This window comes from Pseudomonas sp. PA-1-6B, from assembly GCF_021609545.1.
In the GTDB taxonomy this organism is placed as follows: domain Bacteria; phylum Pseudomonadota; class Gammaproteobacteria; order Pseudomonadales; family Pseudomonadaceae; genus Aquipseudomonas; species Aquipseudomonas fluorescens_BV.
Window position 1 is genome coordinate 67,063 of record NZ_WJZM01000003.1, and the last position, 18,054, is coordinate 85,116.

General features: G+C 60.9%; 16 protein-coding genes. 10 read left to right on the plus strand and 6 right to left on the minus strand.

All coding sequences use genetic code 11. The features are described 5' to 3' along the window. Positions 1–117: 117 nt before the first annotated feature. On the plus strand, positions 118–1,611 hold the full coding sequence (locus tag GIV35_RS02820; RefSeq protein WP_003195472.1) for an aldehyde dehydrogenase: 1,494 nt from the start codon (positions 118–120) through the stop codon (positions 1,609–1,611). A gap of 176 nt (positions 1,612–1,787) precedes the next feature. Continuing rightward, on the plus strand, positions 1,788–2,930 hold the full coding sequence (locus GIV35_RS02825) for an MFS transporter (RefSeq protein WP_116668549.1): 1,143 nt from the start codon (positions 1,788–1,790) through the stop codon (positions 2,928–2,930). A gap of 126 nt (positions 2,931–3,056) precedes the next feature. On the opposite strand, the gene GIV35_RS02830 is transcribed toward GIV35_RS02825, so the two are convergent. Continuing rightward, entirely contained in the window at positions 3,057–4,625 is a 1,569-nt protein-coding gene (locus tag GIV35_RS02830) for a phospholipase D family protein (protein ID WP_236264198.1), read from the minus strand. 61 nt (positions 4,626–4,686) lie between these two features. Then, positions 4,687–6,111, minus strand: coding sequence for an aminotransferase-like domain-containing protein (locus GIV35_RS02835; RefSeq protein WP_198715859.1), 1,425 nt, complete (start codon positions 6,109–6,111; stop codon positions 4,687–4,689). 166 nt (positions 6,112–6,277) lie between these two features. Between GIV35_RS02835 and GIV35_RS02840 the strand changes: the two genes are divergently transcribed. Then, on the plus strand, positions 6,278–6,502 hold the full coding sequence (locus GIV35_RS02840) for a DUF1127 domain-containing protein (RefSeq protein WP_105228957.1): 225 nt from the start codon (positions 6,278–6,280) through the stop codon (positions 6,500–6,502). Here the strand turns inward: GIV35_RS02840 and GIV35_RS02845 are convergent, their stop codons facing one another. Then, the gene (locus GIV35_RS02845; RefSeq protein WP_236264200.1) at positions 6,503–7,795 is read right to left on the minus strand and encodes an NAD(P)/FAD-dependent oxidoreductase; all 1,293 of its coding nucleotides are present in this window, start codon (positions 7,793–7,795) and stop codon (positions 6,503–6,505) included. Between the two features lie 115 nt (positions 7,796–7,910). On the opposite strand from GIV35_RS02845, the gene GIV35_RS02850 reads away from it, so the two are divergent. After that, positions 7,911–8,264, plus strand: coding sequence for a YkgJ family cysteine cluster protein (locus tag GIV35_RS02850; RefSeq protein WP_003195461.1), 354 nt, complete (start codon positions 7,911–7,913; stop codon positions 8,262–8,264). Between the two features lie 71 nt (positions 8,265–8,335). On the opposite strand, the gene GIV35_RS02855 is transcribed toward GIV35_RS02850, so the two are convergent. Next, entirely contained in the window at positions 8,336–8,824 is a 489-nt protein-coding gene (locus GIV35_RS02855) for an Lrp/AsnC ligand binding domain-containing protein (RefSeq protein ID WP_003176896.1), read from the minus strand. Positions 8,825–8,980: 156 nt separating this feature from the next. Between GIV35_RS02855 and dadA the strand changes: the two genes are divergently transcribed. From dadA to GIV35_RS02885, 6 genes are all read left to right on the plus strand, one after another. After that, positions 8,981–10,282: a D-amino acid dehydrogenase gene (dadA, locus tag GIV35_RS02860; RefSeq protein ID WP_236264202.1), complete on the plus strand. Its 1,302-nt coding sequence runs from the start codon at positions 8,981–8,983 to the stop codon at positions 10,280–10,282. Continuing rightward, a complete protein-coding gene (locus GIV35_RS02865; RefSeq protein WP_003195456.1) occupies positions 10,254–10,607 on the plus strand; it encodes a RidA family protein in 354 nt (117 codons plus the stop codon). Before dadA ends, GIV35_RS02865 begins: the two co-directional genes overlap by 29 nt. A 79-nt stretch (positions 10,608–10,686) precedes the next feature. After that, positions 10,687–11,760 carry an alanine racemase gene (alr, locus tag GIV35_RS02870; protein WP_105228954.1) on the plus strand — a complete coding sequence of 358 codons (1,074 nt, stop codon included), beginning with the start codon at positions 10,687–10,689 and terminating at the stop codon, positions 11,758–11,760. Between the two features lie 116 nt (positions 11,761–11,876). Further along, entirely contained in the window at positions 11,877–12,425 is a 549-nt protein-coding gene (locus GIV35_RS02875) for a cupin domain-containing protein (RefSeq protein ID WP_014720470.1), read from the plus strand. A 182-nt stretch (positions 12,426–12,607) separates the two neighbouring features. Continuing rightward, a complete protein-coding gene (locus GIV35_RS02880; protein WP_034129081.1) occupies positions 12,608–13,018 on the plus strand; it encodes a c-type cytochrome in 411 nt (136 codons plus the stop codon). Positions 13,019–13,156: 138 nt separating this feature from the next. Further along, on the plus strand, positions 13,157–15,079 hold the full coding sequence (locus GIV35_RS02885; RefSeq protein WP_200647407.1) for an acetyl-CoA hydrolase/transferase family protein: 1,923 nt from the start codon (positions 13,157–13,159) through the stop codon (positions 15,077–15,079). 116 nt (positions 15,080–15,195) lie between these two features. Here GIV35_RS02885 and GIV35_RS02890 read toward each other — a convergent pair whose 3' ends face one another. Together GIV35_RS02890 and rep are read right to left on the minus strand one after the other, a co-directional pair. Further along, positions 15,196–15,768, minus strand: a complete 573-nt coding sequence (locus GIV35_RS02890; protein ID WP_003195447.1) for a xanthine phosphoribosyltransferase — start codon at positions 15,766–15,768, stop codon at positions 15,196–15,198. 58 nt (positions 15,769–15,826) lie between these two features. Then, complete coding sequence (gene rep / locus GIV35_RS02895; protein ID WP_005792464.1) at positions 15,827–17,836, minus strand: DNA helicase Rep; 2,010 nt, start codon at positions 17,834–17,836, stop codon at positions 15,827–15,829. Positions 17,837–18,054 lie beyond the last annotated feature (218 nt).

The window sequence follows — 18,054 nt, forward strand, 5'->3', positions numbered from 1 at the left end:
GCTGGTTTAGGGTGGCAGCTGCCTTGAGCCGAACAGCAGGCTGGCCGGGCAAGCATTCGTGATGGCGCCGGGATAAACCTCCCAGGCCCTTGTATTCAATAAGAGGAGGACACTCGCATGACCACCCTGACCCGTGCCGACTGGGAACAACGCGCCAAGGCTCTGAAAATCGAAGGCCGCGCCTATATCAATGGCGAATACACCGCCGCCGTTTCCGGTGACACCTTCGAATGCATCAGCCCCGTGGATGGGCGCTTGCTGGCCACTGTCGCCAGCTGTGATGCCAGCGACGCCCAGCGCGCCGTGGAAAATGCGCGTGCCACCTTCAATTCCGGTGTGTGGTCGCGCCTGGCGCCGGCCAAGCGCAAGTCCGTCATGATCCGTTTCGCCGCGCTGCTCAAGGCTAACGCCGAAGAGCTGGCGCTGCTCGAAACCCTGGACATGGGCAAACCCATCAGCGATTCCCTGAACATCGACGTCCCCGGCGCGGCGCAAGCCCTGAGCTGGAGCGGCGAGGCGATCGACAAGATCTACGACGAAGTCGCCGCCACGCCCCACGATCAACTGGGCCTGGTGACCCGCGAGCCCGTCGGTGTCGTTGGCGCCATCGTGCCGTGGAACTTCCCGTTGATGATGGCCTGCTGGAAACTCGGCCCGGCGCTGTCCACCGGCAACTCTGTCATCCTGAAGCCGTCCGAAAAGTCCCCGCTCACCGCCATCCGCATCGCCGCGTTGGCCGTTGAGGCTGGTATTCCAAAAGGCGTGTTCAACGTGCTGCCTGGCTATGGCCACACGGTAGGTAATGCTCTGGCGGTGCATATGGACGTCGATACCCTGGTGTTCACGGGCTCGACCAAGATCGCCAAGCAACTGTTGATCCGCTCCGGCGAATCGAACATGAAGCGTGTCTGGCTGGAGGCTGGCGGCAAGAGCCCGAACATCGTGTTTGCCGACGCGCCGAATCTGCAAGCGGCGGCCGAATCTGCCGCCAGTGCGATTGCCTTCAACCAGGGCGAAGTCTGCACCGCCGGCTCGCGCCTGCTGGTCGAGCGCTCGATCAAGGACACCTTCCTGCCGCTGGTGATCGAGGCCCTCAAGGGCTGGAAACCCGGCAACCCACTGGACCCAGCCACCACTGTGGGTGCATTGGTGGATACGCAGCAGATGAACACCGTGCTTTCGTACATTGAAGCTGGCCACGCCGATGGCGCCAAGCTGGTCGCGGGTGGCAAGCGCACCTTGGAAGAGTCCGGCGGCACCTACGTCGAGCCGACGATTTTCGACGGCGTGACCAATGCCATGAAGATCGCCCAGGAAGAGATCTTTGGCCCGGTCCTGTCGGTGATCACTTTCGACAGCGCCGAAGAAGCCATCGCGATCGCCAACGACACCCAATACGGCCTGGCTGCGGCGGTGTGGACGGCGGATATCTCCAAGGCACACCTGACGGCCAAGGCTCTGCGCGCCGGCAGCGTGTGGGTTAACCAGTACGACGGCGGCGACATGACTGCACCGTTCGGTGGTTTCAAGCAGTCGGGTAATGGCCGCGACAAGTCGCTGCATGCATTCGACAAGTACACCGAGCTGAAGGCGACCTGGATCAAGCTCTAAGCAACACGGCTGATCCCCCCTGTAGGAGCGAGCCTGTGTGGGAGCTGGCTTGCCTGCGATAGCATCACTGAGGTGTGGCTGACACACCGAGGCTGTATCGCAGGCAAGCCGGCTCCCACATAAGCTCGCTTCTACAGTTCGTTTTGCGAACCAGAATTATCCACAGGAGCGTGGCAATGCGTTGGGCGACTTATTTCGCCGTGCTGGCGTCGGTACTCAGCGTTGGCCTGGCCCTGGGTGTCAGCATGCCGTTGGTATCCCTGCGTCTTGAAGGCTGGGGTTATGGCAGTTTCGCCATTGGCGTGATGGCGGCGATGCCGGCATTCGGCGTGCTGCTGGGGGCCAAGGTCTCCAGCCGTATGGCGTCCTGGCTCGGCACTGCCAACCTGATGCGCCTGTGCCTGTGGGCCGGTGCGGTGTCCATCGGCTTGCTGGCGATCCTGCCCAGCTACCCGGTGTGGTTGGTGCTCAGGCTGATGATCGGGGTGATCCTGACCATCGTATTTATCCTGGGTGAAAGCTGGATCAACCAATTGGTGGTCGAGCAGTGGCGTGGCCGCCTGGTGGCGCTCTACGGCTGCAGTTATGCCTTGAGCCAACTGTCGGGGCCGTTGCTGTTGGGCCTGATTGGCACCGACCATGACTACGGCTTCTGGGTCGGCGCGGGCCTTTTGGTGGTGGCGCCGCTGCTGTTGCTGGGACGTACCGGGGCGCCGACGGCGGATTCGTTCAGCGTGACATTTGGCGACCTGTGGCGCTTTTGCCTGGGCCTGCCGGCGATTGCCTGGGCCGTGGCGTTGTTTGCTGCGTTCGAAGCGATGATCCTGACGCTGTTGCCGGTGTACTGCCTGCAACAGGGTTTTACTGCCGAGATCGCCTTGGCGATGGTCAGCACGGTGGTGGTGGGCGATGCGTTGCTGCAATTGCCCATTGGCGCGCTGGCCGACTATCTGCCGCGACGTACCCTGTTTCTGGCCTGTGCACTGCTGTTGCTGGCGTCGAGCCTGGCGGTGCCGTTATTGATGCACACGTTGCTGATCTGGCCGGTGTGGGTGCTGTTCGGTGCCAGTGCCGGTGGGTTGTTCACCTTGTCGCTGATTTTGATTGGCGAGCGCTACCGCGACGATGCGTTGGTGCGTGCCAACGCTCACGTGGCGCAGCTGTGGGGTATTGGCTGTCTGATCGGGCCGTTGGTGGCGGGGGCGGGCAGCCAGTGGATCAGCGGGCATGCGCTGGCGCTGTTGATGGCGGCCGGGGCGCTGGGGTTGGTGGTGCTGTTGCTGCGCCAGGGGGCTTTCGGCGCTACGCAGCCGGCCTGACCTCGAAATGCAATCAATTGTGGGAGCTGGCTTGCCTGCGATAACGGGTTGCCCGTCGCTTATGTGTTACCTGGCACACCGCTATCGCGGGCAAGCCCGGCTCCCACAGGTGATGTGCAGTGTTTTTTAGAGCATGCGTTCCAGGCCAACGCGTGTGGCGAACCAGGCATTGAACCGTCTCCACCAACTGCCCGGTTCGCGGGTCAGGGTGTGCATCTGGCCGTTGTCTTCTGTCTCCCACACCACTTGGCCGTCCTGCAGTTTGGCCTCATAGCTCAACGCCGGCGCCATACCTTCCAGCGCCAGGTTGCGCACGTGTTCGGCCAGCTCTGGGCTGTCCACCAGTACGCCGACTTCGGTATTCCACAACACTGAGCGCGGGTCGAAATTGAACGAGCCGATAAACGACTTTTCTCGGTCGAAGATCATGGCCTTGCTGTGCAGGCTGGAGTCCGAGCCGCGCAAGCTGCCATGCCGAAACAGGTGCGGGCCGCTGCTTGCGCTGGGGTCGCCCGGTTGCCGGCGCAGCTCATAGAGCTTTACCCCGTGCTCCAGCAGCGCCTTGCGATACGGCGCATAACCGCCGTGCACGGCCGGTACGTCGGTGGCTTCGAGGGCGTTGGTCAGCAGGCGCACCGAAACACCCGCATCGGCACGCCTTGTGAGGTAGACCAGCCCAGGTTGGCCCGGTACGAAGTAAGCCGAAATCATGATCAGCTCATGGCTGACACCCGCCAGCTCTGGCGCCAGCTGAGTGGTCAGCAGCAGTCGGGGGTCGGGGTCGGCCTTGGCCAGTACCTTGCTCGGCGCGTCCCACAGCGCCTGGTTCCAGGCCCAGATCAACTCGCGGCGCCAGATGTCCATGCGGGGCTGGGTCTGGTAAGTGCGCAGGCGGTTATACAGCGCGTGGCTCTGCTGACGGGACTGAGCCAGGGAGGCTTCAAGGCGCCCGCGGGCGACGGCGAGGTCGACCTTGGAGGGTTTGTTCGAGACGAAGTCATCGATAGGCTTGCTCAAGGCGCTGTTCCAGTACTGGTCGAAGCTGTGACCCAATTGCTCGGCCACCGGCCCGACGCTGAGCATGTCGATATCGGTGAAATTCAGGTTCGGTTCAGCGTCGAAATACTCGTCGCCCAGATTGCGCCCGCCAACGATGGCCACGCTGTTATCGGCCAGCCACAGCTTGTTATGCATGCGCCGGTGTTGCAGTGACAGGTTGAATACACGGCCCATGGCGCGCGTGACGCCGGTGCTACGGCCCAGATGCAGCGGGTTGAACAGGCGTATCTGCACCTTGGGATGGGCGGCGAGGGTGGCGATGATCTGGTCGAGGCCATCGCTGGTGGTGTCGTCCAGCAGAATCCGCACGCGCACCCCGCGATCGGCAGCCTTGAGCAGTTCGTCCACAAGCATGCGGGTGCTGATGCCGTCGTGCACGATGTAGTACTGCAAGTCGAGGCTGGTCTGGGCGTTGCGAATCAACTCGGCGCGAGCCATGAAAGCCTCACTGCTGTTGGGCAGCAAGCGGAAGCCCGAGCGTCCTTGGTAGGGGGCGGCCTGGGCCTGGATCGAGCGACCGAACGAGGAGTCTTTCGCGGGCAGGGCATCGCTGGGGATGCGCGGGGTGTCGACCGTGGCGCAGCCGCCCAGGGCCAGGGCGCCCAGCAGGCAAAACGGTAAAAGCCGTCGAATCATCAAGGAAACTGCTTCCAGGTCAGGGCGGTTGTGGCATATGACGGCAATTGCTCGGGAAAGGTCAGTCCGCCGTCTCTTGCAGCATCTTGCCAGCGGCAGCACCTACCTTGCGCACGGCCTCTTCAATCTGCGGCGTTGGCTTGGCAGCGTAGTTCATGCGCAAGCAGTTACGGTACTTGCCGGAGGCGGAGAAGATGCTGCCTACCGCCACCTGTACACCTTGTTCCACCAGCACGCGGTTGAGCTTCAAGGTGTCGAAGCCCTCCGGCAGCTCAATCCATAGCATGAAGCTGCCTTGGGGCCGGCTGGCGCGCGTGCCAGCGGGAAAATAACGGCTGACCCAATCAAGCATCAAGTCGCGATTACGCTGGTATTGGGTGCGCATCCTACGTAAATGAGGTTCGAAATGACCGCCTTTGAGGAATTCGGCAATGGCAATCTGCGGCTGTGTGGCCGTAGAACCTGTGCTGATGTATTTCATGTGCAGCACCCGCTCCAGATAGCGTCCCGGTGCGACCCAACCAATGCGCAGGCCGGGCGCCAGGGTTTTGGAGAACGAGCTGCACAGCAGCACACGGCCGTCTTCATCGAAGGATTTGATGGTGCGCGGGCGTGGGTAGCTGTAGGCCAGCTCGCCATACACATCGTCTTCGATAATCGCCACGTCAAAGCGCTGGGCCAGGGTCAGCAAGGCGCGTTTACGGGCTTCCGGCATGATGTAGCCCAAGGGGTTGTTGCAGTTTGGGGTGAGCTGGATGACTTTGATCGGCCACTGTTCCAGCGCCAGTTCCAAGGCCTCCAGGCTGATGCCGGTGAGCGGGTCGGTGGGGATTTCCAGGGCTTTCATGCCCAGGCCCTTGAGGGTCTGCATGGCGCCGTGGAAGCTGGGCGAATCCACCGCGACGATATCGCCGGGCTCACAAATCGCGTGAATGCTGGCGGAGAGGGCTTCGTGGCAACCGGTGGTGATCACGATGTCTTCGGCGCTCAGTTGGCAGCCGGAGTCCAATGACAGCCGGGCGATTTGCTCACGCAGTTCCATACAGCCGAGGATATTGTCGTAATACAGCCCCGGCAGGTCTTGGCGCCGGCTGACACGGGCGAGGCTACGCAGCAGCGGCTTCAAGGTAGGCGACAATACATCCGGCATGCCTCGGCCCATCTGTATGACGTCTTTGCGCGGCACCGCACGAATCAGTTCCAGCACCAGGTCCCATTGGGAGATTTCCACTGGTCGTTGGGCCGGGCGGCCTATCTCGGGCAGTGCCGGCAGTTCACGGCCCACCGGAACAAAATAGCCCGATTTGGGCTTGGGCATCGCCAGGCCGTTGTCTTCGAGCAACCGATACGCCTGCTGCACGGTGCTCAGGCTCACCCCATGTTCCACACTCAAGGCCCGCACCGAGGGCAGTCGATCGCCCGGACGATAGAAGCCCTGTTCAATACGGGTGCCGAGCAATTCGGCGAGGTTGACGTAAAGGGTCATGGTGGTCGCTCCCGAGGGACCAGTACAGATAGGGGGAAAATACAGGATTCAGCCACGCAGAGGCAGCATCTGTATGTATTTATTAAAAGTTGGCTGAATCTGTAATGGTTCTGGCCGCCCGCGCATGCTGATCACTCAAGACAACAGGCCAATGAGGGGCAGTCAAATGAGCGGCATGAGCGATGTACGGCTGGCGTTACGCAGTCAGGAACTGGACGTGGCGCAGGAGCAGGTGATCACTGCCTCGGCGCCTGGCCGCTGGAGTCTGTTCTGGCGCCGTCGCCATACGCGCAAGGCCCTGCTGGACCTGAGCCGCGAGCAGTTACGCGACATCGGGCTGACCGCCGAGCAGGCGCGCCGTGAGGGTTTGAAACCCTTCTGGCGCGATTGATCAGAGCAGTTCTTTGAGGCGGTGCCAGAGCATCCCCAGTGCCAGCAGCGGCGAACGCAGGTGTTTACCGCCGGGGAAGGTGATGTGTGGCACCTGAGCGAACAGATCGAAACGCCCCTGTTGCTGGCCGCTGATGGCCTCGGCCAGCAGCTTGCCCGCCAGGTGCGTGGCGTTGAGGCCGTGGCCGGCATAAGCCTGGGCGTAATACACGTTGGGTTGATCGGCCAGGCGGCCAATCTGCGGCAGGCGGTTGGCGCCGATGCCGATCATGCCGCCCCATTGGTAGTCGATTTTCACGTCTGCCAATTGGGGGAATACCTGCAGCATCTTCGGCCGCATGTAGGCGCCGATGTCCTTGGGGTCTCGACCGGAGTAGTGGCAGGCGCCGCCGAACAACAGGCGGCGGTCGGCGGACAGGCGGAAGTAGTCCACCGTCACGCGCTGGTCACACACGGCCATGTTCTGCGGTAACAGGCGGGTGGCTTGCGCTTCGCTCAAGGGCTCGGTGGCAATGATGTAGCTGCCGGCGGGCAACACCTTGCCGCTCAGTTTCGGGTTGAGCCCGTTCAGGTAGGCGTTGCAGGCCAGTACCAGGGTCTTGGCGCGCACAGTGCCTTGGGCGGTATGCACCTTGACCTCAGGGCCATAGTCGATACGGGTCACTTGGGATTGCTCGTACAGCGCCGCGCCCAGCTGCTGGGCAACGGCAGCCTCACCCAGTGCCAGGTTCAGCGGGTGCAGATGGCCGGAACCCATGTCGATCATGCCGCCTACATAGCGATCAGAGCCGATTACCGTGCCCATCTCGCTGGCTTGCAACAGGCGCACTTCGTGGCGGTAACCCAGGCTGCGCAGCTCTTCGGCATCCTCGGCCAGGCCCTGTAGGTCGCGGGGTTTGTTGGCCAGGTCGCAGTAGCCCCAGGTCAGGTCACAGGGGATCTGGAAGCGCTCCACACGCTCGCGCACGATCTCCACGGCTTCCAGGCCCATCAGCTTCATCTGGCGCACGCCGTCGCTGCCGATCACCTGGGTGAACTGATCCAGCCCGTGGCCGACACCGCGAATCAACTGGCCGCCATTGCGTCCGCTGGCGCCCCAGCCGATCTTGCGCGCCTCCAGCAACACCACGTGAAAGCCGCGCTCGGCCAATTCCAGGGCGGTGTTGAGCCCGGAGAAACCCCCGCCGATCACACAGACATCGGCGTTCACCTCACCCGTCAGCGTCGGGTAATCCGGTTGCGGCACGCTGCTGGCGGCGTAGTAGGAAGCGGTGTGCCGGGCGCTGGCGGTCATGGGGAACCTCCCTGTCTGGAAAATTTGACGCAGGATACAGTGGTCGCACGACGCTGTCTGCGCGGGGCGTTTTGCGTCAGAATCCACGTCTATTCGCCGTTCGGTATGGGTTTCGATGAGTTGCAACAGTCAGAAAATCAGCGCGCTGCGTCGCCAGATTCCTTCGTTCGAGTGCGTCCCCGGTTGCCACGACTGCTGTGGGCCGGTGACCACCTCGCCCGAGGAAATGTCGCGTCTGCCGCGCAAGACCGCTGCCGAGCAAGAGGCGGCGATGGACGAGCTGAACTGCGTGCACCTGGGGCCCAAGGGTTGCACCGTGTATGACGAGCGGCCGCTGATCTGTCGCCTGTTCGGCACCACCAAGACCTTGCCGTGCCCTAATGGCCGCCGGCCAGTGGAGCTGATTCATCCGCGGGTGGAGAAGCAGATTCATGAGTACATGGCGAGTACCCGGCAGGTGCTGGTCTAGCGGATGTACTCGGTTAAAACTGTGGGAGCTGGCTTGCCTGCTCCCACATTTGACCGTGTTGTGTCAGTGGGTCAGTCAGGGATCGGCAGGTTCAGGCTCTCTTTCACCTCTTCCATCACGATATAGCTCTTGGATTCCCGCACATGGGGGAGTTTGAGCAGGATATCGCCCAGCAATTTGCGGTACGAAGCCATCTCCGAGATTCGCGCTTTCACCAGGTAGTCGAAATCACCCGACACCAGATGGCACTCCAGCACGTGAGGCAGTTTCAGCACGGCTCGGCGAAATTCTTCAAAGGTGTCACCCGACTTGTAATCCAGGCTGATCTCGACAAATACCAGCAAACTTCCCTTCAAATGCTGGGGATTGAGCCGTGCGTTGTAGCCCATGATGATCCCTTCGCGCTCCAGGCGCCGCACGCGCTCGGTGCAGGGTGTGGTGGACAGCCCGACCTTTTCCCCCAGCTCCGTGAACGAGATGCGCCCGTCGGTTTGCAGGATGCGCAGGATATTGCGGTCGATCTTGTCCAGCTCCCGCTTGGTCTGGGTGTTGGTACGCATAGGGGATACGCCTCTGTCAAAAGGGTTTTTGCCAAGAATTGTCGCCAAATATAGGCATTTATATAGTGAAATGCACTGCCGATTGTTTTTTACACTGCGCCCATCATTGCTCGAATAACACACGTCAGCGGCTGAGCCCGCGATGAGGATATAAAAATGCGCGTTCTGGTCTTGGGTAGCGGCGTCATTGGGGTGACCAGTGCCTACTATTTGGCGCGGGCCGGCTTCGACGTTGTGGTGGTTGATCGTCAGCCTGCCGCTGCCATGGAAACCAGTTTCGCCAACGCCGGTCAGGTGTCCCCTGGCTACGCCTCGCCATGGGCCGCGCCGGGTGTGCCGCTCAAGGCCATCAAATGGCTGCTTCAGCGCCACGCGCCGCTGGCGATCAAGGCCACTGCCGATATCGACCAATACCTGTGGATGGCACAGATGCTGCGCAACTGCACGGCCAGCCGCTACGCGGTGAACAAGGAACGCATGGTGCGCCTGTCCGAGTACAGCCGCGACTGCCTCGACGAATTGCGCGCCGAGACCGGCATTGCCTACGAAGGGCGCAGCCTCGGGACTACCCAACTGTTCCGCACCCAGGCCCAGCTCGATGGCGCCGCCAAGGACATCGCCGTGCTGAAAGAGTCCGGCGTGCCATTCGAATTGCTCGACCGAGCCGGCATTGCCCGGGTTGAACCGGCCCTGGCCAGCGTCACCGATATCCTCGCGGGTGCCTTGCGCCTGCCCAACGACCAGACGGGCGATTGCCAGATGTTCACCACGCGCCTGGTCGAAATGTGCAAACAATTGGGCGTGGAATTCCGCTTCGAACAAGACATCCAGCGCCTGGACTACGCAGGCGACCGCATCAACGGTGTGCTGATCGACGGCAAGCTGGAAACTGCCGACCGCTATGTACTGGCCCTCGGCAGTTACTCGCCCAAGTTGCTCAAGCCATTGGGGATCAAGGCGCCGGTGTACCCGCTCAAGGGTTATTCGCTGACTGTGCCGATCACCAACCCGGCAATGGCGCCGACCTCGACCGTTCTCGATGAGACCTACAAAGTCGCGATCACCCGTTTCGACAACCGCATTCGCGTCGGTGGCATGGCTGAAATAGCCGGTTTTGACCTGTCGCTGAACCCGCGGCGACGCGAAACCCTGGAGATGATCGTCAACGACCTTTATCCTCAGGGCGGCGATCTGGCCCAAGCCAGTTTCTGGACCGGCCTGCGCCCGACCACCCCGGACGGCACTCCGATTGTGGGTGCCACGCCGTTCAAGAACCTGTTCCTGAACACGGGCCACGGTACCCTCGGTTGGACCATGGCTTGTGGTTCCGGTCGCTTGCTGGCCGACCTGATGGCGAAAAAAACGCCGCAGATCAGCGCCGCAGGCCTCGATATTTCCCGTTATGGCAACCACCAGGAGTCCGCACAACATGTCAATCCAGCGCCAGCTCACCAATGAGCGCATGAGCCAGATCGTTGTCCACAGCGGTACCGTGTACCTGGCAGGGCAAGTTGGCGACGACATGAGCGCCGGGATTGAGCAGCAGACCCGTGAAACCCTGGTCAATATCGAGCGCTTGCTGGACCTTGCCGGTACCGACAAGTCCAGGTTGCTGTCGGTAACGATCTACCTGAAGGACATCGACGCCGACTTCGCTTTGATGAACGCGGTATGGGACAAATGGCTGCCTAAAGGCGTCGCCCCGGCCCGCGCCACGGTCCAAGCCAAGCTGTGCGAACCCGAGATTCTGGTAGAGCTGTCTGTCGTGGCTGCGCTGCCTTAACAATGATCCCTCTCCCGGTGCCGACGTTGTTGGTCGGCACCGGTTTTTTATTGACTTTGCTGCCTAGAAGCCTGCCGCCATGCGTCCAGCCCGTGCCCTGATCGATCTCCAAGCCCTGCGCCATAACTACCAATTGGCCCGAGAAGTCACCGGGGCCAAGGCCCTCGCCGTGATCAAGGCCGATGCCTACGGCCATGGCGCGGTGCCCGTGGCCCAGGCACTGGAGGCGCAAGCCGACGGGTTCGCGGTGGCGTGCATCGAGGAAGCGCTGGAACTGCGCGCCGCCGGCATTCGTGCGCCGGTGTTGCTGCTGGAAGGTTTTTTCGAAGCCGACGAGTTGCCGCTGATCATCGAGCAGGATTTGTGGTGCGTGGTGCATTCGTTGTGGCAGTTGGAAGCCATCGAGCAAGCTCGTTTGAGCAAGCCGCTGACAGTGTGGCTGAAGCTGGACTCGGGCATGCACCGTGTGGGCCTGCACCCCAAGGATTACCAAGAAGCGTATCAGCGCCTGCTGGCGAGTGGCAAAGTGGCGAAAATCGTATTGATGAGCCATTTTGCCCGCGCCGATGAGCTCGATTGCGTCAGCAGCAACGAACAAGTAACGGTGTTTGAGGCGGCGCGCCAGGGGCTGGCGGCTGAGGTCAGCCTGCGCAACTCACCGTCTGTATTGGGCTGGCCGAGCGTGGCCAGCGACTGGGTGCGCCCCGGTATCATGCTTTACGGCGCAACGCCCTTTGGCGAAGACCAGGCCCTCGCCGCGCGCTTGCAGCCGGTGATGACCCTGGAATCCAAAGTGATCTGCGTGCGCGAGTTGCCGGCCGGTGAGCCGGTGGGCTATGGCGCCAGGTTCGTCACGCCCAAGCCGATGCGCATCGGTGTGGTTGCCATGGGTTATGCCGACGGTTACCCACGTCATGCGCCGACCGGTACCCCGGTGCTGGTCGCTGGCCAGCGCAGCCGGCTGCTGGGGCGCGTGTCCATGGACATGTTGTGTGTCGACCTCACCGACTTGCCCCAGGCGGGCCTTGGTTCCACCGTAGAGTTGTGGGGCAAGCACATCCTCGCCAGTGATGTTGCCGTGGCCGCCGAGACCATCCCCTATCAGATTTTCTGCAATCTGCGCCGAGTGCCAAGGCTCTATAGCGGCGCTTAGCCGCCGGCAACGAACCGAGCACACCGGGATTTAGGCCCAAGTGTTGTAAATACTGAACGCTGTCGCCATGATAACGCTCAATTACAACAAAGCCTGAATCCTAGGAGGCTCCTGCATTGGACGTCGGCGAACGACTGCAATCCATCCGTAAACTCAAAGGTCTTTCCCAGCGTGAGCTCGCCAAGCGTGCGGGCGTCACCAACAGCACCATTTCGATGATCGAGAAAAACAGCGTCAGCCCCTCGATCAGCTCCCTGCGCAAGGTGTTGGGCGGTATCCCCATGTCCATGGTCGAGTTCTTCTCCGAAGAAGTGCTCCAGGAAATACCGACGCAGATCGTCTATAAAGCCAATGAGCTGATCGACATCTCTGACGGTGCCGTCACCATGAAACTGGTGGGCCGGGCGCGCCCAAGCCGGGCCATCGCATTTCTCAATGAAATCTACCCTCCGGGTGCCGACACGGGCGAAGAAATGCTCACCCATGAAGGCGAAGAAACCGGAATTCTGGTGGAAGGGCGCCTGGAGTTGGTGGTCGGTCTTGAAACTTTTGTGCTCGAAGCGGGCGATAGCTACTACTTTGAAAGCACCAGGCCTCATCGTTTTCGCAATCCGTTCGACGTGCCGGCGCGACTAATCAGCGCAGCCACACCCGCGAACTTTTAAGAATAGAGGCGCCCTGCCAGCGTTGCAGAGGTTCCCGCAGCTGTACACCGTGAGGCCGAATCTCCCTTTATTTAATAGGGTTGTTTCGGCCAGGCGGGCTAACCGTTATACTTTCGCCGCCTGCGAAACCGTGGCCGCAGGCGTGAATAGCCACCATTGAGGGTGAACGCGTGAACCTAATTATGAAAATGCTGGCTGCACCAGCAACCGTACTGGCCCTATGGGCTGTCAGCGCTCAAGCTGCGACCAATGATGACATTGCCAAGCGCCTGGAGCCTGTGGGCCAGGTTTGCGTCCAGGGCCAGGAATGCAAGGGCATGGAAGTTGCCGTGGCAGCCGGCGGCGGCGGCGCGAAAACCCCCGATGAGATCATCGCCAAGCACTGTAATGCGTGCCACGGCAGCGGCCTTTTGGGTGCGCCAAAAATTGGCGACACCGCCGCATGGAAAGAACGCGCCGACCATCAAGGTGGCCTCGATGGCATCCTGGCCAAGGCCATCACCGGTATCAACGCCATGCCGCCCAAAGGCACCTGCGCTGATTGTTCGGATGACGACCTCAAGGGTGCGATCAAGAAGATGTCCGGGCTGTAATCGGCCGATCTTCGTCAAAAATGCCGCTTACCAGCGGCTTTTTTGTGCCCGCGATTTGGTATTCAGGCTGTTCATTGCAGCAAAGACCCGGCAAGCTCGGTCCAACCCCTAATTCATGGAATGTTCGGGAGCAGTCGGATGGTGCAGTTGTGTTCAATCGAGCAAGCAGTTGACGACGTACTGGAGCGCCTGCCGGCGCATATCCATATGGGCATGCCGCTGGGGCTGGGCAAGCCCAACCTGTTTGTCAACGCGCTGTACCGGCGTATCGCGCAGTTGCCCGAACGGGCGCTGACGCTTTATACCGCCCTGAGCCTGGGACGGCCTACGCAGGGTGACGGTCTACAGAAACGCTTTCTTGAACCCTTCATCGAGCGGGTGTTTGGTGACTACCCCGAGCTGGATTTCCTCGCGGACCTGCACAAGGGCAGCCTGCCGAAGAATATCCGTGTGCAGCAATTCTTCATGCAGCCCGGCAGCTTGCTCCACAGCGCCGCGGCGCAACAGGATTACGTCAGCAGCAACTACAGCCATGCGGCCCGCGACATCAATGCCGCCGGCCTGAACCTGGTGGCGCAATTGGTTGCCAGTAGCAGCGAGCATCCCGACCGCCTGAGCCTGAGCTGCAACCCGGATATCACCCTCGACCTGATGCCCATGATCGCCAAGCGCCGCGCGGCCGGGGAGACCATCCTGGTCGTTGGCCAGGTCCATAGCGATTTGCCCTACATGCCTGGCGATGCCGAGTTGGGCATGGATGAGTTCGACTACCTGCTGGATGAAAAAGACAGCACCACGCTGTTCTCCACTCCGAACATGCCGGTGGGCTTTCAGGATCATTTTATCGGCCTGCATGCCAGCACCCTGGTGCGTGATGGCGGTACGTTGCAAATTGGCATCGGCTCCATGGGCGATGCACTGACGGCTGCCTTGCTGGCGCGCCAGGCCGACAACGAAGCCTATCGCCTGTTGCTCACCGACTTGGATGTGTACCAGTGGGCGCCGTTGATCAGCCGCGAAGGCGGCGTTGAGCCGTTTGCCCGTGGCCTTTACGGTTGCAGCGAGATGTTCGTCAACGGCCTGCTGGTATTGGCCGATGCCGGGATCGTGCGGCGCAAGGTCTACCCGGATGTGGCGACCCAGATGCAGGCCAACGCGGGCACCCTGGACGACGCGGCGCAGCCCGATGGCGTGTCGATCCATGGCGGTTTTTTCCTGGGGCCGCGCAGCTTTTACCAGCGTCTGCAGGAAATGACCCACGCCAAGCGCCAGGCATTCAACATGACCCGCATCAGCTATATCAACGAGCTGTACGGGCAGGAAGAACTCAAGCGCCTGCAGCGCCTGGATGCGCGGTTTATCAACAGCGCCATCATGGTCACCTTGCTCGGTGCTGGCGTGGCTGATCAGTTGGAAGACGGTCGCGTGCTCAGTGGTGTGGGCGGGCAATACAATTTTGTGGCCCAGGGGCATGCGCTGGAAGGTGCACGCTCAATCCTGATTTTGCGCAGCTGGCGTGAGTCGGCGGGTGAGGTCAGTTCCAATATCGTCTGGGAGTACGGCCACTGCACCATTCCCCGGCACCTGCGGGATATCGTCATTACCGAATACGGTATTGCCGACTTGCGCGGTCAGACGGATGCCAAGGTGATCGAAGCGTTGCTGAACATCACTGACTCAAGGTTCCAGCACGACTTGATTGAGCAGGCGCAAAAGGCCGGCAAACTGCCCAAGGATTTCCAGTTGGATCCGCGTTTTGCCGACAACACGCCGCAGCGGCTTCAGGCGATTCAGGCCAGGCACCGTCGCTTGTTCCCCGAATACCCCCTGGGCAGTGACTTCACGGATGAGGAGCGGGACTTGTTGCGGGCGCTGAACTGGCTCAAGAGCAAATTCAAGCTCACGGAAATTCTGGAGTTGGGCAAAGCGGCACTCGACGCGCCGGAGCCGGAGGCGTTTCCCGAGCATTTGAAGCGGATGCGCTTGGATAAGCCGGAGGGCATCAAGGAAGACCTGTATCAACGCTTGCTGCTGGCCGGACTGCAGGCAACCGCCCACTGACAGCGCAACGCAAAACCTAATGTGGGAGCTGGCTTGCCTGCGATGAGGGCCTGTCAGCCGACATCTCTGTCGACTGACACACCGCTATCGCAGGCAAGCCAGCTCCCACACAGTGATTACTCGATAAAGGTCACGACACCACCGGCCAGCGACTTCACCCGCGCCAGCGACTCAACCCGATAACCTTGGGCATCCAGTTCTGCACGCCCACCCTGGAACGACTTCTCGATCACAATGCCCAAGCCGGCTACGGTCGCGCCGGCCTGCTTGATGATCGAGATCAGCGCCTGGGACGCCTTGCCGTTGGCCAAAAAGTCATCGATCACCAACACGCGGTCGCTGCTGGTCAGGTGCCGCGGGGAGATCGCCACGGTGCTTTCGGTTTTCTTGGTGAAGGAATACACCGTGGCCGACAGCAGGTTTTCCGTGAGCGTCAAGGATTGCTGCTTGCGGGCGAAGATCACCGGCACACCCAGGTTCAGCCCGGTCATGATCGCCGGGGCAATGCCCGACGCTTCGATGGTGACGATCTTGGTGATGCCCGAATCCTTGAACAGTGCGGCGAACTCGTCGCCGATCAGTTTCATCAGTGCCGGGTCGATCTGGTGGTTCAGAAAGGCGTCAACCTTGAGGACCTGATCGGAAAGCACGATGCCTTCTTCGCGAATTTTCTTGTGCAGTGCTTCCACGGAAAGCTTCCTCTAATGGCGCGTTGTGTGCCGAAAGTAGATTAAAAAGTAGTCGATTCTAGCGCTTTAACATCGCGCGTATATCCGCCAAGGCGGTGTTGCCGCGAACGGCCTTCACCTCGGTGGGAGTGTCGTCATTACCTTCCCAGGCCAGGTCGTCCGGCGGCAGTTCATCCAGGAACCGGCTGGGGGCACAATCGATGATTTCACCGTATTGCTTGCGCTTGGCGGCAAAGGTGAAGGCTAGGGTCTGACGTGCGCGGGTAATGCCCACGTAGGCCAGGCGGCGTTCTTCTTCGATGGTGTCGGCTTCGATGCTGGAGCGGTGCGGGAGGATTTCCTCTTCCATGCCCATGATGAACACGTAGGGAAATTCCAGGCCCTTGGACGCATGCAAGGTCATCATCTGCACGCCTTCGGCACCGTCTTCCTCTTCTTGCTGGCGCTCGAGCATGTCGCGCAACACCAGCTTGCCGATGGCGTCCTCGACGGTCATCTCGCCGTCTTCGTCTTTTTCCAGGGTGTTCTTCAACGCCTCGATCAGGAACCAGACGTTGCCCATGCGGTAATCGGCGGCCTTGTCGCTGGAACTGTTGGTGCGCAGCCAGTTTTCATAGTCGATGTCCATGACCATGCTGCGCAGGGCGCTGATCGGGTCTTCGCCGGCGCACTGCTCGCGGACCTTGTCCATGAAGCGCTTGAAGCGTGACAGGCGATCAGTGAAGCGCGTGTCCAGGTGTTCGCCCAGGCCGATTTCGTCGGTGGCGGCGTACATCGAGATCTTGCGTTCGGTGGCGTAGTTGCCGAGCTTTTCCAGGGTGGTGGAGCCGATTTCCCGGCGTGGCACGTTGATCACGCGCAGGAAGGCGTTGTCATCGTCCGGGTTCACGATCAGCCGGAAGTAGGCCATCAGGTCTTTGACTTCCTGGCGTCCGAAAAAGCTGTTGCCGCCCGACAGGCGATACGGCACCTGATGATGCTGCAGTTTCAGCTCGATCAGCTTGGCCTGGTAGTTGCCGCGATACAGGATCGCAAAGTCGCTGTAGGGCCGGTCGGTGCGCAAGTGCAGGCTGAGGATTTCCACGGCGACGCGCTCGGCTTCGGCGTCTTCGTTGCGGCAGCGGATCACACGGATCTCGTCGCCATGGCCCATCTCGCTCCACAGTTGTTTTTCAAACTCGTGGGGGTTGTTGGAGATCAGCACGTTGGCGCAACGCAGGATGCGGCTGGTGGAGCGATAGTTCTGCTCCAGCATCACCACTTTCAAGGAGGGGTAGTCTTCCTTGAGCAGCATCAGGTTTTCCGGGCGGGCGCCGCGCCAGGCGTAGATCGACTGGTCGTCGTCGCCCACCACGGTGAACTGGTTGCGCGTGCCGATCAGCAACTTCACCAGCAGGTATTGGCTGGCGTTGGTGTCCTGGTATTCGTCCACCAGCAGGTAGCGCACCTTGTTCTGCCACTTCTCCAGGATGTCCTTGTGCTCTTGGAACAGCTTGACTGGCAGCAGGATCAGGTCGTCGAAGTCCACGGCGTTGAACGCCTTGAGCGTGCGCTGGTAGTGGGTGTAGACGATGGCGGCGGTCTGCTCCTTGGGGTTGCGTGCAGCTTCCAGGGCTTCGGCGGGCAGGATCAGGTCGTTTTTCCACGAGCCGATCATGTTCTTGATTTCGTCGACGCCGTCGTCGCCCGCGTATTCCTTCTGCATGATGTCGGTCATCAGGGCCTTGACGTCGGTCTCGTCAAAGATCGAGAAGCCCGGCTTGTAGCCCAGTCGCACATGCTCCTTGCGGATGATGTTCAGGCCCAGGTTGTGGAAGGTGCACACGGTGAGGCCACGGCCTTCGCCACCCTTGAGCAGGGTGCCGACCCGCTCTTTCATTTCCCGCGCCGCCTTGTTGGTGAAGGTCATGGCGACGATGTACTGGGCGCGGATGCCGCAGTTCTGGATCAAGTGCGCGATCTTGCGCGTGATCACGCTGGTCTTGCCGGAGCCTGCACCGGCGAGCACCAATAGAGGGCCGCCGACGTAGTTCACGGCTTCTTGCTGCCGGGGATTGAGTCGGGACATACGGAAGTTCAGGGGTCGTTGTTCAAAAGGGCGGGCATTTTAACAGGCTGGAAAGATTCTGCTGCCATAGAACGACGGTGTGACGTACCACTCGATCTAAATTTGCCGGTTTTGCTACTTTGCCGCAGGATGTTAAGGATTATTCGAGACTAATATTTACAGTCTACGTGTTTGATAACACCTATCATTTGTCATTCTTTGTCATTGTCAGGCCGCAC